General features: G+C 51.9%; 18 protein-coding genes. 17 read left to right on the top strand and 1 reads right to left on the bottom strand.

Going from position 1 to position 19,327, the window contains the following annotated elements; genetic code table 11:
- Positions 1-553 precede the first annotated feature (553 nt).
- The 7 genes from hisS (at position 554) to KXU80_RS09405 (ending at position 9,785) form a co-directional block, all read left to right on the top strand.
- Positions 554-1,804, top strand: coding sequence for a histidine--tRNA ligase (hisS, locus tag KXU80_RS09435; protein WP_219837929.1), 1,251 nt, complete (start codon positions 554-556; stop codon positions 1,802-1,804).
- Positions 1,805-1,854: 50 nt separating this feature from the next.
- Positions 1,855-3,669, top strand: a complete 1,815-nt coding sequence (gene aspS / locus KXU80_RS09430; RefSeq protein ID WP_219838962.1) for an aspartate--tRNA ligase — start codon at positions 1,855-1,857, stop codon at positions 3,667-3,669.
- An 82-nt stretch (positions 3,670-3,751) separates the two neighbouring features.
- Positions 3,752-4,507, top strand: a complete 756-nt coding sequence (locus KXU80_RS09425; protein WP_219837928.1) for a tRNA threonylcarbamoyladenosine dehydratase — start codon at positions 3,752-3,754, stop codon at positions 4,505-4,507.
- The gene (locus KXU80_RS09420; protein ID WP_219837927.1) at positions 4,504-5,169 is read left to right on the top strand and encodes a YdeI/OmpD-associated family protein; all 666 of its coding nucleotides are present in this window, start codon (positions 4,504-4,506) and stop codon (positions 5,167-5,169) included. The genes KXU80_RS09425 and KXU80_RS09420 overlap by 4 nt, the downstream gene beginning before the upstream one ends.
- 244 nt (positions 5,170-5,413) lie before the next feature.
- The gene (locus KXU80_RS09415) at positions 5,414-6,763 is read left to right on the top strand and encodes an Nramp family divalent metal transporter (RefSeq protein WP_219837926.1); all 1,350 of its coding nucleotides are present in this window, start codon (positions 5,414-5,416) and stop codon (positions 6,761-6,763) included.
- Positions 6,764-6,879: 116 nt separating this feature from the next.
- Complete coding sequence (locus tag KXU80_RS09410) at positions 6,880-8,184, top strand: replication-associated recombination protein A (protein WP_219838961.1); 1,305 nt, start codon at positions 6,880-6,882, stop codon at positions 8,182-8,184.
- A 248-nt stretch (positions 8,185-8,432) separates the two neighbouring features.
- Positions 8,433-9,785 carry a hemolysin family protein gene (locus tag KXU80_RS09405; protein ID WP_219837925.1) on the top strand — a complete coding sequence of 451 codons (1,353 nt, stop codon included), beginning with the start codon at positions 8,433-8,435 and terminating at the stop codon, positions 9,783-9,785.
- Positions 9,786-9,918: 133 nt separating this feature from the next.
- On the opposite strand, the gene mnmA is transcribed toward KXU80_RS09405, so the two are convergent.
- Positions 9,919-11,016 (bottom strand): tRNA 2-thiouridine(34) synthase MnmA, encoded by a 1,098-nt coding sequence (mnmA, locus tag KXU80_RS09400; protein WP_219837924.1) that lies wholly within the window; start codon positions 11,014-11,016, stop codon positions 9,919-9,921.
- A gap of 252 nt (positions 11,017-11,268) precedes the next feature.
- Here mnmA and cymR point away from each other — a divergent pair, with 252 nt between their 5' ends.
- The 10 genes from cymR to KXU80_RS09350 all read left to right on the top strand — a co-directional run bounded on the left by cymR (position 11,269) and on the right by KXU80_RS09350 (position 19,316).
- Positions 11,269-11,688, top strand: coding sequence for a cysteine metabolism transcriptional regulator CymR (gene cymR, locus KXU80_RS09395; RefSeq protein WP_219838960.1), 420 nt, complete (start codon positions 11,269-11,271; stop codon positions 11,686-11,688).
- Between the two features lie 12 nt (positions 11,689-11,700).
- Positions 11,701-12,855 (top strand): cysteine desulfurase family protein, encoded by a 1,155-nt coding sequence (locus tag KXU80_RS09390; protein ID WP_219837923.1) that lies wholly within the window; start codon positions 11,701-11,703, stop codon positions 12,853-12,855.
- Between the two features lie 16 nt (positions 12,856-12,871).
- A complete protein-coding gene (locus KXU80_RS09385) occupies positions 12,872-13,423 on the top strand; it encodes a PRC-barrel domain-containing protein (RefSeq protein ID WP_219837922.1) in 552 nt (183 codons plus the stop codon).
- Positions 13,420-13,614 (top strand): hypothetical protein, encoded by a 195-nt coding sequence (locus tag KXU80_RS09380; protein WP_090641631.1) that lies wholly within the window; start codon positions 13,420-13,422, stop codon positions 13,612-13,614. Before KXU80_RS09385 ends, KXU80_RS09380 begins: the two co-directional genes overlap by 4 nt.
- A gap of 151 nt (positions 13,615-13,765) precedes the next feature.
- The gene (locus KXU80_RS09375) at positions 13,766-14,836 is read left to right on the top strand and encodes an AI-2E family transporter (RefSeq protein WP_219837921.1); all 1,071 of its coding nucleotides are present in this window, start codon (positions 13,766-13,768) and stop codon (positions 14,834-14,836) included.
- A 426-nt stretch (positions 14,837-15,262) separates the two neighbouring features.
- Complete coding sequence (gene alaS, locus KXU80_RS09370; RefSeq protein ID WP_219837920.1) at positions 15,263-17,899, top strand: alanine--tRNA ligase; 2,637 nt, start codon at positions 15,263-15,265, stop codon at positions 17,897-17,899.
- 49 nt (positions 17,900-17,948) lie between these two features.
- Positions 17,949-18,209, top strand: coding sequence for an IreB family regulatory phosphoprotein (locus KXU80_RS09365; protein ID WP_219837919.1), 261 nt, complete (start codon positions 17,949-17,951; stop codon positions 18,207-18,209).
- 32 nt (positions 18,210-18,241) lie between these two features.
- Complete coding sequence (gene ruvX, locus KXU80_RS09360; RefSeq protein ID WP_219837918.1) at positions 18,242-18,658, top strand: Holliday junction resolvase RuvX; 417 nt, start codon at positions 18,242-18,244, stop codon at positions 18,656-18,658.
- Between the two features lie 8 nt (positions 18,659-18,666).
- Positions 18,667-18,978: a DUF1292 domain-containing protein gene (locus tag KXU80_RS09355; protein ID WP_219837917.1), complete on the top strand. Its 312-nt coding sequence runs from the start codon at positions 18,667-18,669 to the stop codon at positions 18,976-18,978.
- A gap of 38 nt (positions 18,979-19,016) precedes the next feature.
- On the top strand, positions 19,017-19,316 hold the full coding sequence (locus KXU80_RS09350; RefSeq protein ID WP_258171333.1) for a DUF1292 domain-containing protein: 300 nt from the start codon (positions 19,017-19,019) through the stop codon (positions 19,314-19,316).
- Positions 19,317-19,327: the final 11 nt, after the last annotated feature.

Genomic DNA, 19,327 nt, shown 5'->3' with positions numbered 1-19,327 from the left:
ACGTATATTGACAGAATGAAATGAGAATGGTATTATATGTGATAATGTGTCGATCCGTTGAAGGGACCGATTCGTTCTATTCGCACCGATTCAGAGATGGATTCCTCGGCTGCAAGAATCCTTGGCGTGCTTGAACGAACAGACTTCCTGGAGGACATGCAGTGAACCTGCAAGCATTCTCTTTTAGCGAGAGAAGTTCTTGCTCACTAGCTGTATTGCGTAGCCCGGGCGTTAACCGGTTAAAGCGAAATAACGGCTGACAGCCGTTGCTTCGGAATGTGGGTGGTACCACGATTGACTTGTAACTTACAAGCTCTCGTCCCTTTTGCCTTGTTGGAGGCAGAGGGCGAGAGCTTTTTTATTCTCCGCGAAGCAGGGGCGAAGGAGAATTGCAAAAAACTTGGATGATGCTTCCGAAGTGAGTTTTTGCTCCCGAAGAAGCGTCTCAAGAAGCTATCGCAAAAAACTTAAGCTGATGCTTTCGAAGCGAGTTTTTTGCTCCCGAAGAAGCGTCTCAAGAAGCTATCGCAAAAAACTTTTAGGAGGAATCATCATGGCTTTTCAAAAGCCTCCGGGCACGCAGGATTTTTTGCCTGGCGCCGTGGAGAAATGGCAGTATGTTGAGCGGGTTGCGCGCGAGATTTGCCGGCGGTTTAATTTTCGCGAGATTCGCACGCCGATCTTTGAAATGACGGAGCTGTACAAACGGGGCGTCGGCGAGACGACGGATATCGTCGAGAAAGAGATGTATACGTTCACGGATCGCGGCGACCGCAGCTTGACGCTCCGTCCGGAAGGCACCGCGGGGGCTGTCCGCGCTTATGTCGAGAACAAGCTTTATGGCGAGCCGGATCTCACGAAGCTGTATTACATCGGACCGATGTTCCGCTACGAGCGCCAGCAGGCCGGCCGGTATCGGCAATTCCATCAGTTTGGCATCGAGGCGCTGGGCGCGGTTGATCCGGCGCTGGATGCCGAAGTTATCGCGCTTGGCTACACCTTTTATTCGGAAGTTGGCCTGACCAACGTGCGCGTCGAGATCAATTCTGTCGGTACGCCGGCGGTACGTGCCCTGTTCCGGGACCGCCTGCTGGGATTCTTGGAGCCGAAGCGGGAACTTCTGTGCAAGGACTGCCAATCGCGAATGACGCGAAATCCGCTTCGTGTGCTGGACTGTAAAGTGGATCAGCACCACTTTGAAGACGCGCCTTCAATTTTGGAAAGTCTTGACGAAGAGTGCCGGACGCATTTTGAAGCGCTGCAGGCGCACCTCACGGGGATGAATATTCCGTACACGATCAACCCGCGACTTGTGCGCGGTTTGGACTATTACACGCACACGGCGTTCGAGTACAAAGCCGAGGGCATTGGTGCGATTGACACGATCGGCGGCGGCGGCCGTTACAACGGCTTGGTTGCTGACATCGGCGGTCCGGATCAGCCGGGGGTAGGTCTCGGTCTAGGCCTTGAGCGTACCGTCATGCTGCTGGAAAGCCAAGGCGTACAGCTGGATAATCTGCATCAAGTCGATGTGTACATGGTAGGCTTGGGCGAAGCGGCTGACCGTGAAGTCACGCGCCTTCTCCATGGTCTGCGCCTGCGCGGCATCGCAGCGGAGCGTGATTACCAGGGCCGCAAGATGAAAGCGCAAATGAAATCAGCCGACCGCTTGCAGGTTAAATTCACCGCAATTCTAGGTGACGACGAGCTGCTGCGCGGTGAAATCGCCTTGAAAAACATGGCGACGGGCGAACAGCGTTTTGTGGCGCTGGACGGTTTGGCAGACGCGATTTTGAATAACTAAGTTTTCTCGTTTATTACCTAAATATAAGGAGTCGAACATTCATTATGACGATGCTCAAAACGCATGCTTGCGGAACACTGACGAAAGCGGAAGTAGGACAAACGGTTACGTTGAACGGCTGGGTACAGCGCCGCCGCGACCTTGGCGGGGTTCTGTTTATCGACCTGCGCGACCGTACAGGTATTGTACAAATCGTGTTTAACCCGGATTTCTCCGGCGATGCGCTGTCGATTGCAGACCGTGCCCGCAACGAATACGTGCTTGCCGTCCGCGGTCAAGTCGTTGAACGCGATCAAGAAACGGTCAACAACAACATAGCTACAGGACAAATCGAAATCCGCGTAACCGAAATCGAAATTCTGAACGCGGCCAAAACACCTCCGTTCCCGATCGAAGACGGCGTAGAAGTCGATGAGTCGCTTCGCCTGAAATACCGCTATTTGGATCTGCGTCGTCCAGAGATGCAGAAGACGCTTCTTCTTCGTTCGAAAGCGGCAAAAGTATTCCGCGACTACCTCGACGGCCAAGGCTTCATCGATGTGGAAACGCCGATCCTGACGAAGAGCACGCCGGAAGGCGCACGCGACTATCTCGTGCCTAGCCGCGTTCACCCGGGCGAATTTTTCGCGCTGCCGCAATCGCCGCAAATTTTCAAGCAGCTGCTGATGGTCAGCGGCATTGAGCGTTACTACCAAATCGCGCGCTGCTTCCGCGACGAGGATCTTCGCGCAGACCGCCAGCCTGAGTTTACGCAAGTGGACATCGAGACCTCTTTCTTGTCACAGGACCAGCTGCTGGATATCTTGGAAGAGCTCGTCGTGAAGCTGTTCCAGGAAACGGTCGGCATTGAAATTCCAAGACCGTTCCAACGCATCACGCATGCGGATGCCATGAACAAATACGGCTCCGATAAACCTGATCTTCGTTTCGGCATGGAAATGGAAGACATCACGGACATCGTATCGACGAGCGACGTGAAAGTATTCGCTTCCGTATCTGCCAGCGGCGGCGTCGTTAAAGCGCTGAACGCGAAAGGCTGCGCGAGCTGGAGCCGCAAGGAGCTTGACGATCTGCAGCCGTTCGCGGCGCGCTACGGCGGCAAAGGCCTTGCATGGGTAACTGTGAAAGAAGGCGAATGGCGCGGCCCGATCGTGAAGTTCTTTAAGCCGGAAGAAATCGCGGCGATGACCGAGCGTCTGGGCGTGGAAGAAGGCGACTTGCTGCTGTTCTCCGCCGACAAGAAGAAAGTCGTTGCGGATGTTCTCGGCAACCTTCGTCTGAAGATCGGCAAGCAGCTCGGCTTGATCGACGAATCCAAGTTCAAGCTGGAATGGGTCGTTGACTTCCCGCTGCTTGGCTACGACGAGGAAGCGAAGCGTTATGTGGCGGAACATCATCCGTTCACGCGTCCAAACGATGATGACGTTGAGCTGTTCGATACGAACCCAGGCGAGATTCGCGCGCAAGCGTACGACCTTGTCTTGAACGGCTACGAAGTAGGCGGCGGCTCCATGCGGATTTACAGACGTGACGTGCAGGAGAAAATGTTCAAGGCGCTTGGCTTCTCATTGGAAGAAGCGCATGAGAAGTTCGGCTTCCTGCTGGACGCGTTCGATTACGGCACGCCTCCGCACGGCGGCTTCGCCTTCGGATTTGACCGCCTGATTATGCTCCTTGCGGGCCGTACGAACCTTCGCGAGACGATCGCGTTCCCGAAAACGGCGAGCGCTACGGATTTGCTGAGCGATGCTCCATCCGAAGTGGATATTTCGCAGCTCCAGCAACTGCATATCCGTACGATTCAGAAAGCTGCGAAGCAGCCTGAAGCGGCGGCGGCAGGCGGAGCACCGACACAGCAAAACTAAACCTTCACCCGGCTTTCGTTCGCTTACAGCAAGCGGGCGGAAGCCGGATTCATTATCCATTACCTTTAGGAGGCACGAATAGATGCTGCATCAATTTTCCCGCACGGAGCTTGCGATCGGCCCGGAAGGACTCGAGCTTATGAAGAAAAGCACCGTAGCGGTGCTGGGCATCGGAGGCGTCGGCGCCATAGCGGCCGAGGCGCTTGCACGTACAGGCGTGGGACGGCTTATTTTGATCGATAAGGACGTCGTTGACATCACCAATATTAACCGTCAGGTGCATGCGCTCACGACGACGGTCGGCCAGCCGAAGGCAGACCTGATGCGGGACCGGATCAAGCTGATCAATCCGGATTGCGACGTCATTTCGCTGCGGATGTTCTATACGGAAGAGACGTATGAGAAGTTGTTCGAATACGAGCTTGATTATGTGGTGGATGCGTCAGATACAATTATTTACAAGGTGCACCTCATCAAGCAATGCTTAGACCGCAAAATTCCGATCATCTCGAGCATGGGCGCGGCTAACAAGATGGACCCTTCCAGATTCCAGGTCGCTGACATTTCCAAGACGTCCATGGATCCCGTTGCGCGGGTCGTTCGCCAGAAGCTTCGCAAAGATGGCATTAAGCGGGGCGTGAAGGTTGTATTCTCCACGGAAGAACCGATGAAGCCGCGTGAAGATGTAACGCAGCGCATCGTGCCGGAGAATGCGCCCGAAATCCGTAAGGCCAAGCAGCCGCCTGCAAGCAATGCCTATGTTCCGCCGGTGGCAGGATTAATCATGGTGAGCGTGGTCGTTAAAGATTTACTTGATTCAGGAGGTCAACCGATATGAACGCAGAACTCGTAAACAAGCTCAGACTCTCGCTGGATATGCGGATCGCAGTACTCGAATCACCGGACGATACGTATAAAGAACAGCTGGGTGTAGAAGGCGGCGAGCCATTCAGTGAAATGGACGCGGGCACGTATGATTTTGTCATGCTGTTCGCGAAGGACATCGCCAGCTTGACCGAGCACGCGCCTAAAGCGCTGAAGGCCGTTAAGAAGGACGGTCTGCTCTGGATTTGCTATCCGAAGGGCACAGCCAAGATCAGAACGGACCTGAACCGCGACCGCGGCTGGAAAGTCGTGAAGGAAGAAGGCTGGGAAGGCGTTTCGCTCGTATCCGTCGACGATACTTGGTCGGCTATGCGTTTCCGTCCTGTCGGCATGGTGCAGGCAGGCGCTAGGGCGAGCCGCGCAGCGGACGTAAGCCGCACCGTAGGGACATCGTCGGTGAAGGAGCTTGTCATTCCGGACGACGTGAAGGCTGCGCTCGGCAAGAAGCCTGAAGCGGAGGCATTCTTCGAAGCGCTTGCGCCATCGCACCGTAAGGAGTACATCCGCTGGATCAACGAAGCCAAGCAGGAAGTCACGCGCGCCAAACGGATCGGTGAGATGACGACGAAGCTGCAGCAGCACTTAAAGCGTCCGTCGGATAAGCCGCAAGCCTAATCGATATAGAAGCGTTATTGAAAGAATCCGCCAAAAGGTATGCAGGGAACTGCAGCCGTTTGGCGGATTTTTTTGTGCGGAAAGCAACGAATTTTGTCCCAATCAACAAAAGTTGCCTTTGACAAACTTTTTTGGTGGTGTACAATGAAAACAGGCAACAATAGATGTAGCCCTGCATACATGTAGGAAGTAGATTAATACGACAGATCAGAACGTTACGACATCAACGAAGAGGTGAACGGCTATGAGTAATCAATCAGCACCGCTGGTAAAGGAAAGCGGCTGGCGCCATCCAAGGAACCAGAACTCGCTGCCTGAAGTATATCGTTCCATGAAAATACCGAAGGGCGGATCGTGGTTTCGCAAGTTTCTTGCATTTGCAGGGCCAGGCTATCTGGTCGCTGTAGGCTATATGGACCCAGGTAACTGGGCAACCGATCTGGCGGGCGGCTCCCAGTTTGGCTACACGCTCTTATCCGTTATTTTATTATCGAATCTGATGGCTATATTGCTTCAAGCATTAGCCGGCAAGCTCGGCATAGTGACGGGACGCGATCTCGCGCAAGCCTGCAGGGATCACTTCAGCAAGCCTGTCGCGATGGGATTATGGGTACTCTGCGAGCTCGCAATCGCCGCATGCGATCTGGCTGAAGTCATCGGGTCTGCCATTGCGCTTAATTTATTGTTCGGCATACCGCTGTTAGCCGGGGTCATATTAACAACATTGGACGTACTCCTCGTGCTGCTGCTTCAAAATAAAGGCTTTCGTTTTATAGAATCGCTTGTTATTGTGCTGATTGTCACCATCGGAGGCTGTTTACTGATCGAAATTTTCTGGTCGCAGCCGCAGGTGAGCGCGGTAATGAAAGGCTTCATTCCAAGCGGGGAAATTGTTACAAACCCAACAATGCTTTATATTGCAATCGGCATTCTAGGCGCAACGGTTATGCCGCATAATCTGTATCTGCACTCCTCGATCGTGCAAACGCGGCAGTTCGAACAGACGGAGCTCGGCAAGCGCCAAGCGATTAAATACGCGACATGGGATTCAACGATTGCGCTGTTCTTTGCTCTATTTATAAACGCGGCGATTTTGATTATCGCGGCCGCGACGTTCCATACTTCGGGGCATACGAATGTTGCCGAAATCGGAGAAGCCTATCATTTGCTCGCGCCTGCGCTCGGTACGACTGCGGCAAGTATTTTGTTCGGCGTCGCGCTGCTGGCATCGGGGCAGAACTCCACCTTGACCGGAACACTGGCAGGACAAATCGTCATGGAAGGCTTCTTGAACATCCGTCTGGCGCCATGGCTGAGACGGTTAATTACAAGATTAATCGCTGTTGTGCCTGCGGTTATCGTCACCTGGCTTTACGGTGCGAACGGAACGACTCAGCTGCTCATTCTCAGTCAGGTTATCCTGTCGCTGCAGCTTTCATTCGCGGTCGTCCCGCTGGTGAAATTCACGAGCGACAAGAAGAAAATGGGTGCTTTCGCGAACCCGCTGTGGCTTAAAGTATTGGCTTGGACGGTTGCGGTCGTCATTGCCGGCTTAAATATTTACCTGTTGTATCAAACGTTCACAGGTATATAACAGGACAGTCAAAGGTCTTCTCCGACAGGAGAGGGCCTTTGCTGCGTTAATCGACGAACGAATAGCGAACGTGTGTGCTTGTATGATATGATAGGAGAGAAAGGAACGTGTTCAGGATGGATTTGTTTACATACAGCCAAGAGGAAGAAGCGCCGCGGGCGAAGCTGCTTGCGGATCGGATGCGGCCTCAAACAATAGATGAGTATATTGGCCAGCGCGACATTGTCGGACCAGGCAAGCTGCTGCGCAGGGCGATCGAAGGGGATCAAGTATCCTCTATTTTGCTATACGGTCCTCCAGGCTGCGGCAAAACGACGCTCGCACACATTATTTCTAAGCGTACGCAGGGGGATTTTGTGAAATTAAATGCAGTCGATGCGTCTGTGAAGGACGTGCGGGCCGTAATCGATCAGGCGCGCATGACCAAATCGATGTACGGCCGCAAAACGATTCTGTTCCTTGACGAGGTACATCGATTCAACGCCTCCCGTCAGGACGCACTGCTGCCAGCGGTCGAACAGGGCATTATTGTGTTTATCGGGGCAACAACGGAGAATCCATTTCATTATGTGAACGGGGCGCTGCTCTCGAGGTCAACGTTATTTCAATTGGAAGCGCTGACGCGTGACGATGCACTTGAGGCGATGCAGCGCGCGGTCTCTGATCAAACGCGAGGTCTCGGGTTTATGAGGCTCCGGGTCGAGGAAGAAGCGCTGCAGCACATCGCGAATATGGCGGGGGGCGATATTCGGCGCGCCCTTAATGCACTCGAACTAGCCGCCGTAACGACACCCTCCGAGCCAGATGGATCCGTAGCCATTACGCTTGCGGTCGCGGAGGAATCGATTCGCAAACCGACGATCAGGGCAGATGAGTCGACGCAGTACGATGTGCTCTCCGCATTTCACAAGAGCGTAAGAGGTTCAAGTGACGCAGCATTGTTCTGGTTTTTGTACGCTGTAGAGAAGCTTGGAATGGATCCGATGACGTTTTTGCGGCGTCTGATCGTAGCTTGCAGCGAAGATATTGGGCTTGCCAACCCGCAGGCGATGGTTCAGGCCGTGACGGCCATGGACGCTTATCATAAGATCGGCTGGCCGGAGGCTAAGTATAATATCGCGCAGGCGATTCTGTTTGCCGTCGAGAGTCCCAAATCCAATGCGGCGGCTCTGGCGATCGGGAGCGTTATGCAGACCATCGAGGGCATTGGCTCCGCCGAGGTGCCGCTTCATCTTAGGGATACGCATTACAGCGGGGCTGAGAGGCTGGGCCATGTCGGTTACCAATATCCCCATGACTTCCCTGGACATTATGTGAAGCAGGCGTATCTGCCTGAGCGAATCGCGTCCAAGAAGTTTTATAAGGCAACGGAGCAGGGCATGGAGGACAAGATACGTCAGAACCAAGAACGCCGAAAATAACCGTTTTTCGGCCTCGTTCCCCAAAAACCGTAGCTTGAGCTAGGAAATAGCGCATAAAGGCCGACCTTCTTGGAATAAACATGAGTAAAACCGGAATACGGGCCAGAGGGTGGGAGGACGGCATTTGACGGAAAGAGATGTCTTCGTCTAATGTATTATAAGAGAAGTTTATTATTTTCATTCCCTGAAGGAGGTGCACCTGTTGGTCGTCAATGCGGCATTAGGCGCGAACGGCAAACAGGGAATCGTTGAATAGTGACCCGTTACCCATATCTTTAAGCTTGGTTTTAATACTGGTGCTCGTCTTTTTGAACGGCTTTTTCGTTGCTGCTGAATTCGCGATGGTGAAAGTAAGAAGCAGCCGGATCGATACTCTTGTTCAAGACGGCAATCGCCGGGCCCGCTTTGCTTCCAAGCTGACCACGAATTTGGATGCCTATTTGTCAGCTTGTCAACTTGGAATTACACTGGCTTCGCTCGGTCTAGGCTGGGTAGGTGAGCCGACGGTCGCACATGTCATTGAACCGGTGCTGGAGAAGATGCATTTCGGGCCGATGGCGATTTCTACGATTGCCTTTATCATTGCGTTTTCATTTATCACGATTTTGCATATTGTACTCGGCGAGCTTGCCCCTAAGACCTATGCAATTCGCAAGGCGGAGGCAGTAACGTTATGGACGGCCATACCGCTGATCGGGTTTCACAAATTGATGTATCCGTTTATTTTCCTGCTGAACGGAACAGCAAATTTAATGCTTAAGAGCGTCGGAATCGAACCGGCTGCGGAGCATGAATCGGCGCATACCGAAGAAGAAATCCGAATTCTGATGAAAGAAAGCCACAAGTCCGGACTTATTGATAATACCGAACTTACATTGGTCGATAATATATTTGATTTTGCTGAAACTCATGCCAGAGAAATTATGATTCCGCGTACCGAGATGACCTGCTTATATTCGAATCTGTCCTTTGAGGAGAATCAGGCGATTGCCCTCAAAGAAATGCATACGCGTTATCCGGTCTGCGATAATGACAAGGATAACATTATAGGATTCATTCATATCAAGGATCTCCTCAAAGTTACGCAGCAGGGTCTGCATGATTTGAGACAGATTATGCGTCCCATGACAACGGTGCCCGATTCCATGCATATCAGCACGCTGCTGAAGCTTATGCAGAAGAAGAAGACGCAGATTGCCATTCTGATCGATGAATACGGCGGTACGTCCGGTCTTGTCACATTGGAAGATATTATGGAAGAAATTGTCGGGGAAATTCAGGATGAGTTCGACGAAGAACGCGCGGATATTGAAGTGAAGGAAGACGGCACACATTCCTTAAACGGCATGATGCTGATCCAAGAGGTTAACAGCTATTTCGGAACCGATATCGGCAGCGACGACTATGACACGATCGGCGGCTGGATGTATGCGCAGATTGAGAATCCGCCTACCCGAGGACAGCGAATCGTGCATCCGATCGGCTTTGAGTTCATCATTGAAGAAACGGACCACTTGCGAATCTCGAGGATTCAGATTCGCAAACGCAGTGTACACGAAGAAGAACTGCTAGAGGAAGTAATCCAAGCGGAAACGGGCTGACGGCCGTTGGCGCTTCGCATCCCAGAAGCACTCGATCCCTGATCGGGTGCTTCTCTTGCTATAACAAAACAAGCATGCCGGACTCCAAACGGAATCAGGCATGCTTGTTTTGTTGAAATCTTGCATGGATCTGTCACTTCTTCACAACGTCAATTGTACCTCCGCCTAAGCAAATCTCTCCGTCATAGAAAACAACGGCTTGACCCGGCGTAATGGCTTTCTGCTTCTGAAGGAACACGACATCTGCTGTCGTTCCGTCCGCCCTAAAGGTTACTTTCACTTGCTGATCGGCTTGACGGTAGCGGAATTTCGCCATACACGTGAATTCGCCCTCCGGTTTGACGGGCGAGATCCAGTTAATGCCAGACGCCGTTAAACCTTCGGAATACAAGCTCTCGTGTGCATCGCCTTGGACGACGTAAAGGATATTATCCTCTAAGTTCTTGTCGGCTACAAACCAAGGCTCGCCGTTGCCGGAGCCGCCGATGCCAAGTCCTTGCCGCTGACCGAGCGTGTAATACATAAGACCGTCATGCCGGCCCTTGGTTTCTCCCGAGGCAATATCGACCATGGGTCCGGGCTGTGCAGGAAGATACCCGCTTAGAAACTCTTTGAAGTTGCGCTCGCCGATGAAGCAGACGCCAGTGCTGTCCTTCTTCTTCGCCGTCGCAAGGCCGAACTCTTCGGCTATGCGCCTTACCTCCGGTTTGGGCAGATGCCCGATCGGGAACATTGCCTTCGCCAGCTGTTCTTGACTCAAGGCATGAAGAAAATAGGTTTGATCCTTGCCGGAATCGACACCGCGAAGCAGCTTGGATTCGCCATCTGCACTGCGCTCCAGGCGGGCATAATGACCAGTTGCCAAATAATCCGCGCCAAGCTCCAACGCTTTCTGCAGAAACTCACCAAATTTGATTTCGCGGTTGCACATGACATCGGGATTCGGCGTCCGGCCATTCCGGTATTCATCAAGAAAATAAGCGAATACTTTGTCGAAATACGCTTTCTCGAAGTTGACCGTATAATAAGGGATGCCGATCTGATCGCACACGCGCCTTACATCTTCCGCGTCTTCTTCCGCTGTGCAATGTCCGAACTCGTCGGTATCGTCCCAATTTTTCATGAAAATGCCGATTACATCGTAGCCTTGCTGTTTCAGGAGCAGAGCTGTTACCGATGAATCGACGCCGCCGGACATGCCGACGACGACTCGTATATTGGAATTGCTCATCTTATTGTCCACCACCTTGTAGATCAGGCTCGTCCTGTTACCGATAGGGCAGGAGAGCACTTAAGATTATATTGTATCACACTTATGTACTGGAGTTCATTCATCATTTTCATGAAACTTTCATGCTTTCTTCAACAATTCGATGCGCGGGTATGTTAACATAGATGTGAAATGGGAATACCATGAATTGTATCTTTACAAGTCAGCGATCATTATATATGATATCGTTTCGTCGGAGAAGAGGTGTTTGAGCTGAAAATATCAACGAAAGGCCGTTACGGCCTGACCATTATGATGGAATTGTCTTCCAAATTCGGCGAAGGACCAACATCGCTGAAAAGTATTGCGGAGCGCAATCAATTATCGGAGCATTATTTGGAGCAGCTCATCGCGCCGCTTCGGAATGCAGGACTTGTGAAGAGTATTCGCGGCGCTTACGGCGGGTACATTCTTTCGAAGGATCCACAGGAAATAACGTCGGGCGATGTTATTCGCATTTTGGAAGGCCCGATCTCGCCGGTTGATTTTACGGAGGAAGATGATCCTGCCAAGAGAAATCTGTGGCTCAGAATCCGCGACAGCATTGCGGATGTACTGGATTCAACGACACTTGCGGATCTGGTATCGTACAAGGAAGAGAGTCAACAAGACTCTTACATGTTTTATATATAAGGATGAATGTCAATGGAACGAATTTATTATGATCACGCGGCTTCTTCGCCTATGCATCCCGATGTCGCAGCAGCGATGCTGGAAGTGATGACAGGCATCGTAGGCAATGCATCCAGCGTTCACGGTTACGGTCGGAGCGCGCGTCAACTGCTCAATCAATCGAGGGATCGGATTGCCGAGGGCATCGGATGTACGGCGAGTGAGCTTGTTTTTACGAGCGGAGGCACGGAGAGCGATAACGCAGCCTTGTTCGGCGCGGCGAGAGCTGCCCGCAAGCGCGGCAAATCTCATATTATAACGACGGCTATCGAGCATCACGCGGTACTTCATACCTGTGAAGCACTGGAGCTTGAAGGATTTCAAGTTACTTTCCTTCCGGTAAATGAGCAGGGTGTCGTGTCGGCTGCGGATATCGAGAACGCGATAAAGGATGATACGGCGCTCATCAGCGTCATGTACGTTAACAACGAGACCGGTACGATCCAGCCAGTTGCGGAAATTGGCGAGATTGCCCGGTCTAAAGGTATTTTATTCCATGTGGATGCTGTTCAGGCTCTTGGTTCACTGCCTATTGATTTGAGACAATTGCCAGTTGACCTAATGAGCTTCTCCGCGCATAAAATCAACGGACCCCAAGGGGTCGGAGCGCTGTTTGTGCGCAAAGGGATTTCCATAACTACACTGCTTCATGGCGGTTTGCAAGAACGTAAGAGGCGTCCAGGGACGGAAAATGTCGCCGGCATTGTTGGATTTGCGAAATCGTTTGAACTTTCTGTGAATTCAATGGTAATTCGGAAACTTTCTTTGGACAAGCTTCGTTATACATGGATAGAACGGATGAAAAGCATTTTCGGAGAGGATCGTGTACTGCTGAACAGCCATGCGGAGCAATGCGTGCCGCACATCGTAAATCTCAGCTTTCTCGGAATCAGTTCCGAAACAATGCTTATGAATTTGGATTTGGCGGGCATCGCCGCTTCAAGCGGGTCCGCATGCACGGCTGGGGCGCTGGAGCCTTCTCATGTCCTGCAGGCAATGGGGCTGCCGCAAGAGCGGTTAGCATCATCGGTTCGGTTTAGCTTCGGTTTGGGGAATACTATGGAGGAACTCGAATCGGCTGCAAAAAAAGTTGAAACCTTTATGAGCCGCGTTCGTACTAATGCCTAGGAGGCTCCGCCAGACTGTGTTGAGACTACAGCATGTGATTGGATTGCCTGTTATTGAGATGAACGCCGGCAAGCATGTCGGTCATGTGAAGGATGCCTGGTTTGACGAACACTGGCAGCTCGGCGGCATCATATTGGATGCCGGCAGACGGTTCTTGACCTCGATGAAGTCAGTGTTGTGGAGCGATGTTCTTGTTTGCGGAGAAGATGCTGTCATTATTATGAATGAAGCGTCAGTGAAGCGGTCGAAGCAAGCCGAAATTCAGCGGTCTTTTCATACCGGATTGATTCGTTTAAAGGATTTGCCAGTCGTCACTGCAGATGGTGAGCAGCTTGGACGCGTATCGGATGTTTATTTTGATGAAATACAGGGTACACAAATAGTAGGCTATGAGCTGACGGATGGTTTCATAGCGGATATCATGGAAGGCCGCAAGTGGCTTCCTGCTCCGCTGCAGGCTGACGAAGTCATGCTCGGAAAAGATGTCATAATAGTACCGGCCGGCAGTGAGGATACACTCTCACCGGTCGTTGTTTCTGAGACGGATATAGGGAGAAATGAGCTATGAAATGCCCAAACTGCAGTTCAAAGGATATCGGAAAAATCGGTTCACACCAATACTACTGTTGGGGCTGTTTCATCGAATTGACAGTCAACGGCGAGAAGATGTCGGTCTACCAAGTGGAAGAAGACGGTACGCTGAGCTCGCTTGACGATTTGTTCTTTGAAGATGAAATGCCGCAAGTGCACGCCAACTAAAAGCGTTGAAAGGACGGCCTTACTGGGCCGTCTTTTTTGCGTTTACGGGATGATTCCGAGTACTTGTACATATACTGTAATACTAGCTATATCGGATGCGGCCTTCGGATATTGAAGGGCTGATACGTCGTAAAACAAGGGGGGTGAAGCCGTGGAACGGTTTACGAACAACCGTGTGTTTACATGGCTTGTCTATCTCATATTGGGACTGCTGGCGCTGTACCTGCTCCTGCTGCTCAAGCCGATTATGATCCATATTTATGTGTTCCTGCGCGCCGTACTTGCTCCGTTCTTCATCGCCATGATCATTTCGTACGTGCTGAATCCGATTGTCAGTCTGCTTAACGAACGCAAAGTGCCGAGGACGATGGCGGTGCTGCTTATTTATGCGGTATTTATCGCGGCGCTGACCGTCGTGCTGATGAATGCGATTCCCATGTTTCTCGAGCAGCTGCAGGAGCTTAACAGACATATGCCGGACTTTACGATGAGGGCGCAAAGCATCGTAAATGACTTGAACAATACGTCATTCCTGCCTGAGAGTATCCGGAATGGCATCGATAAATCACTGCTTAAGCTGGAAAAGCAGGGTTCTGACGCGATCTTTGGATTTATCAACAATATCGGTGCGATGATCAATGTAGTATTTATCGCATTCATTATTCCGTTCTTGGCGTTTTATATTTTGAAGGATTTCGACGTGTTCGAACGCACGCTTCTGACCTATGTGCCGAAGCCGCATCGCAAGCACGCAGTTAGACTGCTGAAGGATATCGATAACGCGCTTGGCAGTTACATCCGCGGCCAATTTCTCGTGTGCGTTATCGTCGGCACGCTTGCTTACATCGGCTATCTGATTATCGGCATGCCTTACCCGCTGCTCCTTGCGAGCGTCGTTGCCGTGACCAACATCATCCCTTACCTGGGACCGTTCTTCGGCGCCGCCCCAGCGCTTCTCATGGCATCGACCGTTTCGCTCAAAATGATGCTGCTTGTCGTCATCGTCAACACCGTTTGCCAGATTCTTGAGGGCAACGTCGTTTCCCCTCAGGTGGTCGGACGGACGCTGCACATGCATCCGCTGTCGATAATTTTCGCGCTGCTGGTCGGAGGCGAGTTAGCAGGCATTGTAGGCATGATTTTGGCCGTGCCGATCTTTGCGGCATTAAAGGTTATTTTTCAGCATATCTTTGCTTATTATGTTAGGCGAAAGACGATTTGACAACGCAAGGGGATTGCTGATATTCTAACTCTATATACGTCAATTGCATGAATGGAAAATCGTTGATGAAACCGAAGTAAGTCATAGACCGCCGTACAGAGAAAGAATTCCTTCGCGCAAGCGGATTGGTTTGCGTGTACAACCGCGAGGTTGGACATCCAGCATTCCACTATCCATACACCGCGTCGGCTGTGAGAATTCTAGAGGCGAAGGATGATTGAAAGCTGGTTTCGGAGTGTGAATAAACTTCACCGGTTGGACCCGTTAACGTCCGCTTAAGGAGATTGTTATGCAGTGCGGCGTCTGCTAGTCCAAGCAGGCAGCTAACGTCATGACAATAACCAGGGTGGTACCGCGAAATGATTCGTCCCTGTTTTCAGGGGCGTTTTTTTTGTTTTTATTTGAACCTATGGAGGCTGAATCGTAATGAAAGCAAGTGAAATTCGTTCCAAGTGGCTCGCTTTTTTCGAAAGCAAAGGGCACAAAATCGAACCGAGTGCTTCCCTCGTTCCGCATAACGATCCGTCCCTGCTGTGGATCAATGCCGGCATGGCTCCGCTGAAGCCTTATTTTGACGGGCGCATCATTCCGGAGAATCCGCGTATTGCGAACTCACAAAAATGCATTCGTACCAATGATATTGAGAATGTCGGCAAAACGCGCCGTCATCATACGATGTTCGAAATGCTCGGAAACTTCTCCATTGGCGACTATTTCAAAGAAGAAGTCATTACGTGGGCATGGGAATTTCTGACGAGTCCGCAGTGGATCGGCTTTGATCCAGAGCGCCTGTCCGTTACGGTATACCCTGAAGACGAAGAGGCATACCGGTTCTGGAATGAGAAGATCGGCCTGCCGGAGGCACGTATTTATAAGCTTGAAGAGAACTTCTGGGATATCGGCGAAGGCCCTTGCGGACCTTGTACGGAAATATTCTACGACCGCGGCGACGCATTCGGAGACTTGAATGACCCAGAATGCTGGCCTGGTGGTGAAAATGAAAGGTTCTTGGAAGTATGGAACCTCGTCTTTTCGCAATATAATCATAATAAAGACGGCAGTTATACCCCGCTGCCTAATAAAAACATCGATACGGGCGCCGGCTTGGAGCGGTTTACTTCCATTTTGCAGAACGTCGACTCCAACTTCGACACGGATTTGTTTCGTCCGATCATTGATCGTACTTGCGAAATCGCCGGCGTAACCTACCACACGAATGCGGATCATGACGTTGCACTTAAAGTCATTGCTGATCACATTCGTACGGTAGCCTTCTCAGTAGGCGACGGCGTTATGCCTTCCAACGAGGGACGCGGCTATGTCATCCGCAGGCTCCTCCGCCGCGCTGTCCGCTACGGCAAGACGCTCGGCGTGGACCGTCCATTCCTGTTCGAGCTCGTGCAGGTGGTTGCAAGCATCATGGGCGCCTACTACACGGAAATCGTGGAGAAGCGCGAATTTATCGAAAAAGTCATCCGTACGGAGGAAGAACGTTTCCACGAGACGCTGTCGGAAGGACTCTCGCTGCTAGGCGAACTGGTTAAGGCAGCTAAGGGGTCCGGTCAGACGCTGATCAGCGGCGCCGATGCGTTCAAGCTGTACGACACCTACGGCTTCCCGTTCGACTTGACGGAAGACTACGCGGTCGAGAATGGCATGACTGTAGACCGTGAAGGGTTCGATGCGTCCATGGAGGAGCAGCGGACTCGCGCACGCGCGGCACGTCAAGATACGGGCGGCATGAATGTGCAGGGAGGTCCGCTCGCTGACTTCACGACGAAGTCGGAGTTCGTAGGCTACCAAGACCTGAAGCTCGAAGGCGCGCAAGTGCTGGCGATCGTAAACGGCGATTCCATGGCTGAATCCGCCTCGGTAGGCAGCCGGGTATTGGTAATCTTGGATCGGACGCCTTTCTATGCGGAAAGCGGCGGTCAAGTCGGCGACAGCGGCACGTTAAGCGGCCAAGGCTTCACGCTGACAGTTGATAACGTAACGAAAGCACCTCACGGTCAGCCGGTCCATCATGCCGTCGTTTCTAGCGGCACGGTTAAAGTTGGCGACAGCGTGGAAGCGGCTGTTACGACCCAAACCCGCGAGGACACGATCAAGAACCATACCGCGACGCATCTGCTTCACCGCGCGCTCAAGGACGTGCTTGGCGAGCATGTCAACCAAGCAGGCTCTTTGGTCGAGCCGGACCGCTTGCGGTTTGACTTCTCGCATTTCGGCAGCATCAGCCAAGAGGAGCTAACGGAAATCGAGCGCCGCGTCAATGCGCAAATTTGGCTTGGGACGACGCTGCAGATCGATTACAAATCGCTTGCAGAAGCGAAAGCGATGGGCGCTATGGCACTGTTTGGCGAGAAGTACGGCGATGTCGTGCGCGTCGTGCGCGTCGGCGATTACAGCCTTGAGCTCTGCGGAGGATGCCACGTCGCGAACACGGCCCAAATCGGCTTGTTCAAGCTCGTCAGCGAGAGCGGCATCGGATCCGGCGTCCGCCGGATCGAAGCGGTAACTGGCCGCAACGCGTACTTGTACATGGAAGGTCAGCTTGATTTGCTCAAGCAGGCAGCTTCGCTGCTGAAAACCAACTTGAACGACGTGCCTAAACGCATCGATGCGCTGCATGCGCAGGTAAAGGAGCTTGTCCGCGACAATGAGTCGCTGCAAAGCAAGCTGAGCCGGATCGAAGCAGGGTCGCTGGAATCGCAAGCAAAGAGCGTTGGAGGCGTTACATTGTTGGCTGCAGAGGTCAACGCGCCATCCATGGATGCGCTGCGCGGCATTGTCGATGAGTTGAAAACGAAACTGACGAGCGCGGTTATCGTGCTTGGCGCGGCAGCCGAGGATAAAGTGAATTTGGTTGCGGCTGTATCGCCTGACCTTGTGAAGCAAGGCTTTAATGCCGGGAAAATCATTAAAGAAGCGGCTGCTGCTTGCGGCGGCGGCGGCGGCGGTCGTCCTGATATGGCACAAGCCGGCGGCAAGGACCCATCTAAACTGGGTGCTGCGCTCCAAATTGCCGAAGAACTGGTTCTCTCACAGGCAAATGTGATATGATAAGCGTATAAAACGGCTGTTAAGCGGCTTGGAAAGCGAGGTGCTGGCGATGAATTCGATGGACAAGACAATGAAATTCGATGTGAAGGCGGAAGGTGAGGCTTCTTCGCAGGAAATCATGCTGTCGGTCTATGACGCACTGCTTGAGAAGGACTATAATCCTATAAACCAGATTGTCGGTTATCTATTGTCCGGAGATCCCGCATACATTCCGCGGCATAACAATGCTCGAAGCTTAATTCGCAGGAAAGAACGAGACGAGTTGATTGAAGAGCTGGTACGTTCTTACTTAAGTCAGCACCGTAAATAAATTCGGTTGTAGGAAATGAGGCAGCCCGTCGTATGCGTCTAATGGGTTTGGATTACGGTGATCGCCGAATCGGCGTTGCCGTCAGCGATGCATTCGGCTGGACCGCGCAAGGCATTGGAGTCGTGGAGAAACGTCGTGACAACGGCGAAGACGAAGCGATAGCCAAGCTAATGCAGGAACATGAAGTATCCGAGATTGTAGTCGGTTTACCGAAGAACATGAATGGCACCATCGGACCGCGTGGCGAAATTTGCATCGCATTCGCAGAACATTTACAGCAGAAGCTAAATGTACCCGTACACCTTTGGGACGAACGGCTGACAACCGTTGCCGCTGAGCGTACGCTCAAGGAGGCTGAAGTCAGCCGTAAGAAGCGAAAGCTAGTGGTGGACAAAATGGCGGCAACGCTCATTTTGCAAAATTATCTCGATTCTAAAACGAAAAGGTGAGGGTAACGATGACAAAGGACAATATGCAGTACGAAGAGCCAGAAATCATCTACATTCCGGATGAAGAAGGCAACGAAGAAGAATTCGAGGTTGTCATGAAGTTTGAGGTAGACGGTTCCGATCAGAAATATATGATGGTCGTCCCGCTGAACGTCGATTCCGAAGACGAGCAGGATGAGGATGCAGATGAAGTGTATGCGTTTCGCTATGAAGAAGACGGCGATGATTTGAAGCTGTACACCATCGAAGACGAAGAAGAATGGAACATGGTTGAAGAAACCTTTAACACGCTTCTTGCTGAAATCGAGGAGAACGACTAAGTTAGAGCCAGCCATAAGTACCGAAGGGAGACTTTTCATTGCCAGAAGTAAAACGAATTTCCGTATTGAACCCCATCTACGGCACTGAAGTCGACCTCATCGGAGAAGACGGCGGAACAGAGCCTTTCCAAATTGTAGCTGAGTTTCAACTGGGAGAGCATGCATACGCGGGTCTGCAGTCGCAGAGCATGCAGCAGGAGGACGAAATCGCCTTTTTTCGGATCGCCTTGAACAGTGGTTCCGAACCTGAACTTGAGTCCATCGAAGATGACGAGGAATGGGAAGCCGTTTCTGAAGCGTATGATGACCTCTTGTTTGAAGGCGAAGAACAGCCTTAATGCACCTAGTA

The sequence above is a fragment of the Paenibacillus sp. R14(2021) genome (assembly GCF_019431355.1).
Taxonomy (GTDB): Bacteria; Bacillota; Bacilli; order Paenibacillales; family Paenibacillaceae; genus Paenibacillus_Z.
This window is presented reverse-complemented; position numbering and strand designations above follow the sequence as displayed.